General features: G+C 57.6%; 10 protein-coding genes. 5 read left to right on the forward strand and 5 right to left on the reverse strand.

Features of this window, described 5'->3' with window-relative positions:
• The first annotated feature begins 62 nt into the window (after nucleotides 1–62).
• The 3 genes from I9W95_RS00550 to I9W95_RS00560 all read left to right on the forward strand — a co-directional run bounded on the left by I9W95_RS00550 (nucleotide 63) and on the right by I9W95_RS00560 (nucleotide 3,467).
• Nucleotides 63–1,703, forward strand: a complete 1,641-nt coding sequence (locus I9W95_RS00550; protein WP_225670706.1) for a putative bifunctional diguanylate cyclase/phosphodiesterase — start codon at nucleotides 63–65, stop codon at nucleotides 1,701–1,703.
• A gap of 49 nt (nucleotides 1,704–1,752) precedes the next feature.
• Nucleotides 1,753–2,268, forward strand: a complete 516-nt coding sequence (locus I9W95_RS00555) for a dihydrofolate reductase (protein ID WP_225670631.1) — start codon at nucleotides 1,753–1,755, stop codon at nucleotides 2,266–2,268.
• A gap of 128 nt (nucleotides 2,269–2,396) precedes the next feature.
• Nucleotides 2,397–3,467, forward strand: a complete 1,071-nt coding sequence (locus I9W95_RS00560; RefSeq protein WP_225670632.1) for a patatin-like phospholipase family protein — start codon at nucleotides 2,397–2,399, stop codon at nucleotides 3,465–3,467.
• A gap of 5 nt (nucleotides 3,468–3,472) precedes the next feature.
• Here I9W95_RS00560 and I9W95_RS00565 read toward each other — a convergent pair whose 3' ends face one another.
• From I9W95_RS00565 to argE, 5 genes are all read right to left on the reverse strand, one after another.
• Nucleotides 3,473–5,071 (reverse strand): TonB family protein, encoded by a 1,599-nt coding sequence (locus tag I9W95_RS00565; RefSeq protein ID WP_225670634.1) that lies wholly within the window; start codon nucleotides 5,069–5,071, stop codon nucleotides 3,473–3,475.
• Between the two features lie 117 nt (nucleotides 5,072–5,188).
• Nucleotides 5,189–6,067: a bile acid:sodium symporter family protein gene (locus tag I9W95_RS00570; RefSeq protein WP_225670636.1), complete on the reverse strand. Its 879-nt coding sequence runs from the start codon at nucleotides 6,065–6,067 to the stop codon at nucleotides 5,189–5,191.
• A gap of 142 nt (nucleotides 6,068–6,209) precedes the next feature.
• Complete coding sequence (locus I9W95_RS00575; RefSeq protein WP_225670638.1) at nucleotides 6,210–6,983, reverse strand: spermidine synthase; 774 nt, start codon at nucleotides 6,981–6,983, stop codon at nucleotides 6,210–6,212.
• Nucleotides 6,983–8,281, reverse strand: a complete 1,299-nt coding sequence (argA, locus tag I9W95_RS00580; RefSeq protein ID WP_225670640.1) for an amino-acid N-acetyltransferase — start codon at nucleotides 8,279–8,281, stop codon at nucleotides 6,983–6,985. Before argA ends, I9W95_RS00575 begins: the two co-directional genes overlap by 1 nt.
• 36 nt (nucleotides 8,282–8,317) lie before the next feature.
• The gene (argE, locus tag I9W95_RS00585) at nucleotides 8,318–9,487 is read right to left on the reverse strand and encodes an acetylornithine deacetylase (RefSeq protein WP_225670642.1); all 1,170 of its coding nucleotides are present in this window, start codon (nucleotides 9,485–9,487) and stop codon (nucleotides 8,318–8,320) included.
• A gap of 43 nt (nucleotides 9,488–9,530) precedes the next feature.
• Between argE and I9W95_RS00590 the strand changes: the two genes are divergently transcribed.
• Nucleotides 9,531–10,943 carry a CYTH domain-containing protein gene (locus I9W95_RS00590; RefSeq protein ID WP_225670644.1) on the forward strand — a complete coding sequence of 471 codons (1,413 nt, stop codon included), beginning with the start codon at nucleotides 9,531–9,533 and terminating at the stop codon, nucleotides 10,941–10,943.
• A gap of 28 nt (nucleotides 10,944–10,971) precedes the next feature.
• Nucleotides 10,972–12,738, forward strand: a complete 1,767-nt coding sequence (locus I9W95_RS00595; protein WP_225670646.1) for a GspE/PulE family protein — start codon at nucleotides 10,972–10,974, stop codon at nucleotides 12,736–12,738.
• Nucleotides 12,739–12,757: the final 19 nt, after the last annotated feature.

The raw sequence follows: 12,757 nt of genomic DNA on the forward strand, positions 1-12,757 counted from the left end.
TTCATATCTTCATATCTTCATGAACGGTCGCTATGCCAGACAATCAGGTGCTTCCCGTGGCTATGCCGCGCTTGCTGGTTCTGACTCAGAATACCGCTGCAGGAGTGACTTGCAGTGGCTTCGAGGTATGTCTGTGCGCGTCTGTCGATGATCTGGTGCATCGCTGGCTGGCGGATGAACAGGGGGTTGTCGTTGTTGGTCGCCAGCAAAGCGGTGACTACGCAGCGCTGATCGGCCAGATACGGGCGGTTATCCCCCAGGCTGCGCTGATTGCAGAAGCCAGTGAAGCGCAAGAGCTGATGCTTATCGGCCTGGGCGTACAGGAAGTTGTGGTGAACCTGAATGACGACCTGCAGCGCACGGCTGAGCGTGCGCGTATTCGCGCCAGCAGTGAAAAAGACCGTAATCGTGGGCTGTATCACGACCCACTGACCGGTCTGGCCAATCGCAGCCTGTTTCTCGACCGACTCGACCACGCACTGGTGCAGGGCTTGCGCCATAAAACTCATACCGGTCTGCTGTACATTGGTATGGAGCGTTTTCGTGTGGTGAATGAGCTACATGGTTACGCCGCCGGCGATGAGCTGCTGATCGCCTGCGCCCGCCGTTTACAGGGGACTTTGCGACGTTCGGACACGCTGGCCAGAATCGGCGGCGATGTGTTTGCCGTCGTGCTCGACAATATTCCTGATGAAGAGATTCTCAGCCGCACCGCCGATAAAGTACGCCAGGCGTTTCTGCAGCCCTTTCACTGTGCCGGGTCCGAGATCTTTCTCAGCCTGAGCATTGGTATGGAGCTGTCGTCCCGGGTCAGTAGTGACGCCGCCGATATGCTGCGCCATGCCGAGCTGGCGATGCATCAGGTGCGGCGTGATGATCACCGCAGTTATCTGCTGTATGACGATCAGCAGGCCCCGGTCGACCGCGTGCGGGCCGGGCTGGAAAGTGCACTCTACCATGCACTGGAACGCGACGAACTGAATCTGGTATATCAGCCTCAGGTGGATATCAGCAGTGGTCACTTTACCGGTGTTGAGGTGTTGCTGCGCTGGCATCATCCGGTACTGGGGGATGTGTCTCCGGTGGTGTTTATACCGGTACTGGAAGAAACCGGGTTGATCGCCAGTTTCGGTCGCTGGGTGCTGGAGCATTCGGTGCAGCAGTTTGCAGACTGGTTGCAGCAGCAGGAGATTCCTTCCACGGCACGTTTATCGGTGAACCTGTCGCCGCGTCAGTTCGGCCAGCCGGATCTGGTGGCACAGGTCAGTGGGGCGTTAAGCCGATCCGGATTACCTGCCAGTCAGCTGACGCTGGAAATTACTGAAAGCACGCTGGTGCACAATATGCAGCAGAGTGTGGAGCAGCTGCATGAACTGCGGGCTCTGGGTGTGTCGATTGCCATCGACGACTTCGGTACCGGTTATTCATCGCTGGCCTATCTGAAAGATCTGCCCATTGATTACCTGAAAATCGACCGCGTGTTTGTTAAGGATATCGTCAGCAATGCCCATGATGCGGCCATTGCCAGCTCGATTATCAGCCTTGCCCATAATCTCGGCCTGAGTGTGGTTGCCGAGGGGGTTGAGAACACCGAAGTGCTCGATCTGCTGAATCTGCTGGGCTGTGATCAGTACCAGGGTTTCTTTTTCTCCCGTCCTCTGCCGCCAGCTGAACTACCCGCTGCGGCGCAACGCTGCGCCTGACTCCGCGGATTTGTTATCATCGGGTCTTTAAACCTGATGGATAACCGCTGTGAAACTTTCCCTGATTGTGGCGCTGGCCCAGAACCATGTGATTGGTATCGACAATAAGCTGCCCTGGTATCTGCCTAATGACCTGAAGTATTTCAAACAGGTCACTATGGGTAAGACCATCATCATGGGACGTAAAACCTACGAGAGTATCGGTAAGCCCCTGCCGGGCCGTATCAATATCGTTATTACCCGTCAGGCGGATTATCAGCCACCGGGCGCCAACGACAGTGTGAAGGTCGTGTCGTCACTGCAGGCGGCGCAGGAGCTGGCTGGCCATCTGGCGGTGATCAATGGCCAGGATGAAGCCATGATCATCGGCGGTGCGGAAATTTATACACAGGCTTTGCCGCTGGTTGATCGTATGTACCTCACCGAGGTGCATGCCGAGGTGGATGGTGATGCATATTTCCCGCAATTCGACCGTAGCCAGTGGCAGGCCGTTGCGCGTGAAGACTTCGCCGCGGAAGGCGGTAACCCTTACGATTACAGCTTTGTTGTCTATCAGCGCGCCTGAGCTCTATCGCCGTAAAAAAAAACCGGCGCTGTTGAGCGCCGGGCAATGAAGCCTTGATAGCACCTTTGCCCCTTATTTCTGCCCTGCAGACAAGGTAAAAAGCCCTTTTCCACCGCAGCGGAGATGGCATGCAACCTGCCCTGAAAATTTTTGCCGGTGCTGATGCACTGGCCCATATTCGTGAAAACGGCCTCAGCCCGAACGATATTGAAATGGTGCTGGGTGCGTCCGGTGGTCCGAAGTGGCTGTCTCTGGCGGCTATCGACCGCTACCTGATCAGCGAATGGTTTCAGCAGCGCCAGCGACCTCTGCATCTGCTTGGTACATCAGCCGGTGGCTGGCGTCTGGCCTGCTATGCCCAGAATGAACCACTGAAAGCGCATGCCCGTTTTCAGGAAGCCTATATGGGCCAGAACTATTCTGAAAAAGCCGACGCACTCGAAGTCGGGGCAGGCTGTCGGCATATCCTCAGTGAGATTCTTGGCGCAAACGGTGCCCATGAAATTATCCACAACCCGGTGATGCGCTATAACACGCTGGTGGCACGCTGCCGCGGATTGGGTGGCTCTGAGAATAAGGTGCTGCAGGGCATTGGCATGGCGGGTGCGATGGGGTCGAACCTGATTGCTCGCTCAGCAATGCGCCCGTGGGTCGAGCGGGTCTTTTTTCACCATCCGCAAAAGCCACCGATTGACCATTTTCCTCACTTGCCAGCTAAGCATGTGGCACTGACTGAAGAGAATATCGGGCCGGCGATACTGGCCACCGGTGCCATTCCTCTGGCGATCAGTGGGGTGCGCAATATTCCGGGAGCGCCACGCGGTACCTACCGTGATGGCGGTATCACCGACTACCAGTTTGATTTGCCGGTGATGCCGGAGAACGGCTATGTGCTGTATCCGCATTACTTTGCCCGACCACCGATCGGCGGCTGGTTCGACAAAAAGCTGAAATGGCGTACAGCATCGCGCGAGTATTACCGTCGCACCATCATTGTTGCGCCGTCATGGGAATTTGCTGCGACGCTGCCGGGTGGACGTATCCCTGATTTGCAGGATTTCTATGATCTGCCGGACTACGGCCAGCGTCGAACGCGCTGGAATACGGCGGTGGCAGAGTGTGAACGCCTGGCTGACACGCTGGCAGATATTCATCAGCGTCAGGCATGGGCAGAGGTCGCCGAGCCTCTGCCCTGGTGATGTAACTACAAGCGGAAGGTATGTTTGACGGTTATCGTCATCTGCTTATCGTTCAGGCCGTCCGCAAACGGTGCGAACGGAGCAGAGCGCTGAATAGCGTCGCGCAGGGCGTCGTTCAGCTCACGATGGGATGACGGATGCAGAGGGCGGATGGCTTTCAGTGAGCCGTCGCGGGCGATATCCACTTCCAGTTCGACCTCGCCCTGTTTGCGCAGGATACGGGCCGCAGCAGGGTACTCAACCCGCGCAGTAATTTCCTTCTGGCGCTCGGCGATGTACTCCGCCCGGGCTTGTTCCTGTTGCTGCGCAGACAGCGGTGCCGCAGAGATGGACTGCGGCGGTTCCGGCATCGCCGCCAGGGGCTGCTCAGTTGCCGCCAGTGCGAAGCGGTATGACACTGACAGAGGCCATTGCTCGCCGTTCAGCGCAGGTGGAATATTGGTCTGCGCAGCGGTTTTTTCCAGCGCGCGCTGTAGTTCACCGGTCAGCAGATCGGATACCAGTTCATCGCGGATTATCACGTTACTGACTTTGCGTTCCCGGTTAAGGGTGAAGTCGATCTGGGCGGTCCCTTCCTGACCAAACTGGCGCGCCCAGGCGGGGTAACTGACTTCCGCGTTTACCTCACGCTGCAGGCGCCATTGCAGCAACTCCAGATAGTAGCGTTGTTCTTCTGCCAGAATCGCCGCGGTTTTACGCTGACCAAGAGCATTGCTGGTTTTACCAACCAGGGTTTTCGCTTGCGCCTGAGCGGCTTTTTTCTGGGCTTCACGCAGCGCTTTTGCGCGCTCTGCCGCTTTACGTTCCGCTTCATTGCGGGCAGAGATCAGGCGTTGCTCTTCTGCCTGCTGGCGCGCCTGCTCGCGTTTTCTGGCTTCTGCTTCAAGGCGAGCCATCTCAGCCTGATGTTGTTGTTCCTGCTGTGCTCTGGCTCGCTGTGCGGATGCTTCACGCTCAGCCTGCAGGCGTGCTTCCTCCACTGCCCGGTCGGCTGCCAGCCAGGAGGTATACACTCCACGCCGCGTAACCGGGACGGAGTGATTGCTCAGGCGTGCGGCAAGGCTGCCATCGGACTGGCCAAGCATCTGCTGGCGGAATTCGCGCGACGGTGGCAGCTTACCGATCCAGGTATTCACCAGTGCATTGAATAACTCACTGCCCGGCGTTTCGATGATCAGGTCACCATTCAGAAGGACCCGGCTGTTACCTCCGGGCTGGTAGTCGATGATAATTTCATCGCCCTGCACGATGTCGTCTTTGGGAAACTGGGTAAAGGTCATCAGCGCTTGCTGAACGGCGCTTGAAGTGCTGCCAATATCGTTGTTGATGGAGATGTTGTTCTGCCATTGGCGTGACCATTTGCGCGGTGACCAGCGGTTGATAGTAACCACCAGTTGCATCTTTTTCGCTGTCGATGGCGCGAGGATGTAGGCCGGGTCGCTGCTGGGCTGGGGCAGGTAGAGGCCGCCGGTGTAAAAATCACGGGTCAGCTGACGGTACTCAGCACTGCCGTTCAGCTCAAGCGCCAGCGCAGGCGTAACGCTGCACATGAGCAGCAGAGTCAGAGCAAGCTTTGCTCGTAAATAAGGAAACAGCGCAATCATGGATGGCAGAACCTCTCACCCGGTGTGGCAGGCGTCGGAATTCAATTCCGGCGCAATCTGCCCTAACTATAGCAAGGGGTTGGCGGCTCTGCCCGGAGACCTGTCTGAGTCTTGATCTCAGGCAGTGGCTTCGTTCTGTTTAGCGCCCTTGCGACCCACCCACAGGGTGAACAGGGTCGCGGTCGCGAACATAATCAGGCTGTATACGCTCGGTGCAACTGACATGGCTGCGTTATTGAGCAGGCCGGTGGTGATGAGTAGCGCCAGAGTACCATTCTGTAATCCGACTTCCAGACTGATAGTACGAGCCTGCGCTTCGCTGTGCAGCAGCCAGCGGCCAACCACATAACCCAGGCCCATGGTGGTCAGGTTCAGAATCAGTGCTGCCGGTCCGGCTTGCATGGTGTAATCAATCAGACGGCTACCCAGGCTCAAGGAGATAGAAACAATCACCAGTGCCAGAACGATTACCGAGAAACGGCTGATAATGGGCTCCATACGCATGGCAAAAGCCGACCATTTCGCGCGAATAGCCATACCGACCATCACCGGAATAACCGTAATAATGATCAGCTGCAGCCAGGTTTTCACCAGCGGTAATTCAAAGTGGCTGCCTGCGTCGCTGTAGTAATTGATGGCCCACACGCCCAGCAACGGGATAGTGAACGGGGTGATAAAGCCAATCACAGCGGTCAGGGATACGGACAGACCAACGTCGCCTTTGGCCAGCATGGTATAGAGGTTGGAGGTCACTCCTCCCGGGCACAGGGCGAGGATAAACAGGCCGATCGCCAGTTCACCATGCAGACCGGTGGCAGCAATAATGGCCATGGCAATCAGTGGCAGAAAGGCCATCTGACAGATAAAACCGATAATAAACGCGCGGGGTTGGCGGAACACCCGGCGGAAGTCATCCGGAATAAGGCCCAGTCCGACACCCACCATAATCAGGATAAGTGCGACCGGCAGTCCAATCTTAATAAGGCTGAGTAGCATAGCGGATATCTCTTGTTGTTATTGTTTTGCTGGCGAGGCGGATGTCGGGGCTCGACACCGCCGCAGCTGTACCAGTTGACAGATACCTTAACAGAAATCAGGAATGGGCAAGCAGGCCATTGTGCCAATTGTTAAGCGTGTATCACGCGTGGCGATAGAAGCCTTTGCTGGCATTCCACAGGTTATAGCCGCACTGAGGCGCCAATTGCTTACAGCGTGCACGGGCGTCACTGCGGCTTATTTGCCGCGATTCGCGACTGGCCCAGATGACCCAGTTACCGTCGTGCGTGGTGCTGTGCAGCAGCTGCGGAAAGAGTGTTTTCAGTACATTGAGGCAATCGCTTTGCTCGCGGTGTTCTTTCCACAGATTGAGTACCAGCCAGCCGCGCTCGCTCAGATGACGGGCGCAGGCCTGCAGGAAGTCGGCTTGCAGAACCAGCGGGTCGAGGCCATCGGCCAGATACAGGTCGCAGATCAGCAGGTCACACTGACCAGGCTCCGAGTTGCGCAGGAATGCGCCGGCATCGGCAGTATGGGTGGTAATAGACGGTGTGCGTGGCAATGCAAAGTACTGATGGGCGAGCAGAAATACCGCCGCACGAACATCCACCGCCTGAATCTGGCTGGCTGGCAGCTGCTGGTGCAGCGCTGTTGCCAGGGTTCCCGCACCGGTACCGAGCAGCGTGATCTGCTGTGGCGGCGCGGTGTCCGGGAACTGGATCAGCACCGCCGCCATGGCACGCGCATATTCATGCTGCAGAACGGTGGGAGCTGACTTCAGCTGACAGCTCTGTTCGTCGGCGGTACCGAAGCTGAGGTACCGCTTATTGCCATCGTCGAACACCAGCAAGGGACCGAATTCGTCATAACGACGATGCAGTTCCCGGCCCAGATGGGCCAGTCCGGCGAGATCCATCAGAGCGGCTTAAAGAAGACTTTGGAGTTACGCTGCCAGTTATACAGACGCTGACGCTCCTGCGGTAAGGCTTCCACTGCACCGGCGACAAAGCCATGCTCAACAAACCAGTGAGCGGTGCGGGTGGTCAGCACAAACAACTGTTTATAGCTGCGGCGGCGAGCCTCCTGCTCGATCTGCTCCAGCAGGCGCTGGCCGCGGTTGGTGCCACGGTAATCCTGATGCACCGCCACACAGGCGAGCTCGGCCTGGTCATCGGAATACGGATACAAGGCAGCACAGGCGGTGATCATGCCGTCGCGTTCGATGACATAGAAGCGGTGAATCTCGTTCTCCAGCAGCTCACGCGAGCGGCGCACCAGAATGCCCTGTTCTTCCAGTGGACGCAGTAACTCCAGAATGCCGGCAACGTCGTCGTTGCGCGCTGCGCGTAACTGATCGTAGGCGTACTGGCTGACCAGAGTGCCGGTACCTTCCCGGGTAAACAGTTCCTGCAGCAGAGCTCCGTCGTTCTGGTAACCGAGCAGATGTACTCGCGGCACACCCTGACGCACGGCCTTGAGCGCGGCATCGGCATGATGGCGCGGCTCCCCTTGAAGACTGTGAATATGCTGTTCGAGGTCTACACAGGTAAGTTCTTTAATGGTGTCATTATCGGCGTCCGGCAGGCCAGCGCGAGCGCCCATAATGATCAGTTTGTCGGCGCGCAGGCTGACCGCGGCATGCTGAGCCACATCTTCCACCGACAGGTTGAACATCTCGCCGGATGGCGAATAACCGACGCAGGACAGCAGCACGATATTGCGCTGCGCCAGCAGCTCAGCAATGGCCTGATGTTCAATACGACGTACTTCGCCTGTGTGCTGGAAATCGACACCGTCGATCACGCCCAGCGGTTTGGCGGTAACGAAGTTGCCGCTGACCACACGGATACGGGCGCCATGCATTGGTGAATTAGGCAGGCCGACCGACAGGCGGCTTTCGACATCGGCTTTGACCATGCCAACGGCGGCTTTTACGGCGTTCAGCGCCTGGGCGTCGGTGACGCGCAGGTCGTTGTGAAACTGACTCTGAATATTCAGCGTGCTCAGTACGGAATCGATTTGCGGACGTGCGCCATGCACCAGCACCAGCTGCACGCCGAGGCTGTTCAGCAGTGCGATGTCCTGCACCACGTTGGTGAAGTTGTCATCGGCAATGGCGTCACCTTCGAACATGATGACGAAGGTTTTGCCACGATGCGCATTAATGTAGGGCGATGACTGGCGGAACCATTGTACGTAGTCGGTCGGGTTCACGCGTGTTCCTTATGCTGGGCTGAATAACAGGTCGATTTAATCACGGGCCGGGGCCAGACAGAAGTCTTCGATCAGCTGACGCAGAATGTGCACGCAGGGATCTATCTGATCGGCAGCGAGAAATTCATCCGGCTGGTGTGCCTGATCGATACTGCCGGGGCCGAGGACGATGGTTTCCATCCCCAGTTTCTGCAGAAATGGCGCTTCTGTGGCGTAGTTAACCGCCTCGCTGCTAACGCCGGTCAGCCGCTCGGCAGCCTGTACCAGTGGGCTGCTGGCTTCGGTGGCAAAGGAATCGACGCCGGGAAACAGCGCTTCGTATTCCAGTGATACCCGGTTCTGTTCGGCAATCGGGTTGATGCGGCGGCGAATCTCGTCACGCAGGTCATCGTTGCTCATGCCGGGTAAGGTGCGCAGATCAAATGCCAGCTCACAGCTGCCGCAGATGCGGTTGGGGTTGTCGCCGCCATGAATACAGCCAAGATTCAGAGTCGGAGACTGAACCGCAAAGTGGGCATTCTGATAGCGTTGCGACAGGTCCAGGCGCAGTGCCTGCAGCTCCTGCATCACCGGAATCATGGCGTCCATAGCGTTAATGCCCAGCGCCGGATCAGAGGAATGTCCCGCCCGGCCGATCAGGCGGATGCTCTCCATCATGATGCCTTTATGCATACGAATTGGCCGCAGACTGGTGGGCTCACCAACCACGGCATAGCGTCCTTTCAGGGCTCCCTGCTCGGCCAGCGCACGGGCACCACACATAGAGCTTTCTTCGTCGGCGGTGGCCAGCACAATCAGCGGCTGTTTAAAGTCCTGATCGAGGTAATGGCTGACGGCTTCGATCACCAGCGAGAAAAAGCCCTTCATATCGCAGGTGCCGAGGCCATAAAAACGACCGTCCCGTTCTGTCAGGGTGAACGGATCTGACTGCCAGCGTTCCGGGTTGCAGGGTACGGTATCGGTGTGTCCGCTCAGTACCAGGCCGCCATCGCCCTGGCCGAGGGTGGCAATCAGGTTGGCTTTACCAGGAAAATCAGCCACTGGCACCACTTCCGTTCGGAAGCCCAGCGCGCTGAACCATTCGGCCAGCAAATGGATGACAGGCAGGTTGCTTTCATCGTATTCCGGGATAACGGCGCTGATGCTGTTAAGAGCGATCAGTTCGCGCAGGCGTTCGGTCAGATTGGGCAGTGCTGGATGACTCATAACTTTCCTTGCTTAATGACAGACGCCCCCGGACAATGACGCCATGACTAAAGAAACCGAACTCAAACTCAGGCTCCATCCGGAAGATATTCCGGCGCTGGTCAGCCGTCTTAATGCGGATGCCGTTCCGCAGACTCATTCTACGCTGAAAAACTGGTACCTCGATACGCCTGACGCTGCACTGTCGACGCACCGTGCAGCGCTGCGCATTCGTCAGAAAGGCGATGGCTACGAACAGACCCTGAAAACCCGCGGCAAGAGCGTGGCGGGTATGCAGGTGCGCGGTGAGTGGAACTGGCCACTGACCAGTCCGCAAGCCGATCTGTCGTTACTGGCGTCAGCAGAGGTAGCCGAGCACTGGCCCGCTGCCATCGCCACGGATCAGCTTGGTGAGGTGTTTACCACCCATTTCGAACGTCAGAGCTGGATCTATTCCGCTCATGGTGGCGAAGCGGAAATCGTAATCGATCAGGGCCGTATTGAAGCCGCTGGCCGCTCGCTGCCGTTATGTGAAGTCGAACTGGAACTGCGCAGTGGTGATGCCGCCTGTTTATGGGCAATGGCTGCAGAGCTGTCGCAGAGTGCTGCTTTGTGGCTGAGCGATATCAGCAAAGCAGAACGTGGTTATCGTCTGGCCGGTCTGAGTAATGCCTGGCAGGTTCGCCCGGCCATCAAGGGCGATGCCGATGTCAGCGAAGTGCTGCCAGAGCTGTTGCACTACGAGTTGCTGTCGATGAAGCGCATGCTGGAAGCCAGTCTGTGGGACGGAGAACCGTGTGCGCAGGATGCAGCGGAACATGCGCAGGCGTTAAAAACCCTGCCTAATCTGGCGGGCAAAGTAATTAAGCGTCGCCAGACGCGGGAACTCCGTACAGCACTGGATGCTCTGATAGCACCGCTGCAGGCTCTGGCTCTGGCGGAGCAGCTGCAGGGCTATCTGCAGGCGGCTGACGATGCGGGCATGGTCGGGGCGGAGCTTAAGGTTCTGCGTACTCAGGCGGAAACCCTGCGTAAATCGCTGCGCAGTGATAAGTCGCTGGCACAGGCGGTACTGGCTGCAGCCAGCGCTCTGTTCGGACTGCAGGAATTCAGCCATGGCAAAGAATCGGCGCTGCATTGGTTGCGTCATCTGCTGGCTGAGCGCGCCGGTCTGATGGAAGAGATTAAGCGTCATCGTCCTCAGGAAGCTGAGCAATGGCGTGGGCGTATGCCAGCGATTACGCAACTGCGTCAGTGCGCGGATTACGCACAGGACCTGCCTGCGGCAGCTCGTGGACTGGGTGTGCAGGGTGGTGGTATCGCCGCCGGTAGCGTGCGCGTACTCAGTGATATGCTGGGTGCGGGACTGGTGTTGCAGCGTCCGTGGATGCTGGCTGCTGATCAGGCTCTGCGTTCACCGGACGAATATGGTGAGTGGGCGCTGGAACACCTGAAATCGCTGGGACATCAATTATAAGTCGCTGAATCATCGAGGACTTCTGAATATGCAGGCACAGGCAGAACGTTACTTATCGCTGCAGACTCTGATCGAAGGGCTGCGCCGCGACGGTATGCTGAGTGATGATGATCACCAGCAGGCGATGAGCATCCGCCGCAAAGCGGATGAGAACAAACTGCATGTGCTGACCCTGCTCGGACGGCAGAACTATGCCAACGCACTGAAAAGTGGTCAGGCGCTCACCGAACACGTGTTAGTTGAGTGGCTGGCAAAACAGCGAAGCATGGGTACCGTGCAGATCGATCCGCTGGAAGTGGATGTGACGGCGGTCACTGATGTGATGTCCTATGCCTTTGCTGAACGTCACAGCATTCTGGCCGTGGAAGTGACTGCCGATACCGTGATCGTTGCCTGTGCCGAGCCCGATATCGAAGCCTGGGTGCCGGACCTCGAACACGTCACCCGGCGTCAGGTAAAGCGTGTACTGGCTGCACCGGGTGACATTGAGCGTTACCGCGTTGAGTTCTATCAGCTGGCAACCTCCGTCAACCGTGCGCGTCAGAGCCATAAGGGCGCATCCGGGGTTCAGAATCTCGAATCTATGCTGGAGTTGGGGAAGGCGCGGGCGCCGGATGCCAACGACGAGCACATCATCAATATCGTTGACTGGCTGCTGCAATACGCTTTTGACCAGCGTGCCAGTGATATCCATGTCGAGCCACGACGCGAAGTCGGCCATGTGCGTTTCCGTATCGATGGTGTGCTGCATAACGTTTACGACCTGCCAGCACAGGTGGCGATCGCTGTGATCGCGCGGATTAAGTCGCTGGGGCGCATGAACATTGCCGAGAAACGCCGCCCACAGGACAGTCGTCTGAAAACCAAGACACCGTCTGGCCAGGAAGTTGAACTGCGTTTGTCGACCCTGCCAACTGCGTTCGGTGAAAAGCTGGTGATGCGTATTTTTGATCCGCAGGTGCTGGTGCGCAGTTTCTCTGAGCTGGGTTTTGGCAAGGAAGATCATCGTCGCTGGAACGAAATGACGCGTAATAATCACGGCATCATTTTTGTTACCGGGCCGACCGGCTCGGGTAAAACGACCACGCTGTATTCAACGCTGAAACAGCTGGCGACGCCGGAAGTGAACGTTTCCACCATCGAAGACCCGATCGAAATGGTGGAAGGTGCGTTTAATCAGATGCAGGTGAACCACGGTATCGATCTGACCTTTGCCAGTGGTGTTCGCGCTCTGCTGCGTCAGGACCCCGACATCATCATGGTGGGCGAGGTGCGGGATCTGGAAACGGCAGAAATTGCGGTGCAGGCTGCACTGACCGGGCACCTGGTGCTGTCGACACTGCACACCAATGATGCACCATCGGCCTTCACCCGCTTACTGGAGCTGGGCTTGCCTGCGTATCTGATTCGTTCCAGTGTGCTGGGGGTGATGGCGCAGCGTCTGGTACGGACCCTGTGTCCGCACTGTAAAGTGCAGGAAGCTGTGGATGAAAAACTGTGGAAGCAGCTGACCGCGCCGTGGCTGGTGAAAGCGCCAGAGCATGTGTATTCAGCCAAAGGCTGTCTGGAATGCCGTGGTACCGGATATCTGGGGCGGATGGGCATTTATGAAGTGATGCCGGTGACGGAATCACTGGAGCCGATGATTCACGATCAGATGGACCACACCAAGCTGCGTCAGGCAGCAATGAAAGAGGGCATGCACAGCCTGCGACTCAGCGGTGCGCATAAAGTCGCAGCGGGCATGACCACCATTGCTGAGGTGATGCGCGTGGCGCCGTTGGGGCGTGGCTGACGTCCGGTTGCAAATTCTG

It is taken from the genome of Thalassolituus marinus (assembly GCF_020320395.1).
Classification (GTDB): Bacteria; Pseudomonadota; Gammaproteobacteria; order Pseudomonadales; family Oceanobacteraceae; genus Venatoribacter; species Venatoribacter marinus.

Bases quoted from the DNA above. Each gene is read 5' to 3' on its own strand.
- I9W95_RS00595 (WP_225670646.1), top strand. From the start codon at position 10,972: ATGCAGGCACAGGCAGAACGTTACTTATCGCTGCAGACTCTGATCGAA.
- I9W95_RS00560 (WP_225670632.1), top strand. From the start codon at position 2,397: ATGCAACCTGCCCTGAAAATTTTTGCCGGTGCTGATGCACTGGCCCAT.
- I9W95_RS00565 (WP_225670634.1), bottom strand. From the start codon at position 5,071: ATGATTGCGCTGTTTCCTTATTTACGAGCAAAGCTTGCTCTGACTCTG.
- I9W95_RS00550 (WP_225670706.1), top strand. From the start codon at position 63: ATGCCGCGCTTGCTGGTTCTGACTCAGAATACCGCTGCAGGAGTGACT.
- I9W95_RS00570 (WP_225670636.1), bottom strand. From the start codon at position 6,067: ATGCTACTCAGCCTTATTAAGATTGGACTGCCGGTCGCACTTATCCTG.
- I9W95_RS00575 (WP_225670638.1), bottom strand. From the start codon at position 6,983: ATGGATCTCGCCGGACTGGCCCATCTGGGCCGGGAACTGCATCGTCGT.
- argE (WP_225670642.1), bottom strand. From the start codon at position 9,487: ATGAGTCATCCAGCACTGCCCAATCTGACCGAACGCCTGCGCGAACTG.
- I9W95_RS00590 (WP_225670644.1), top strand. From the start codon at position 9,531: ATGACTAAAGAAACCGAACTCAAACTCAGGCTCCATCCGGAAGATATT.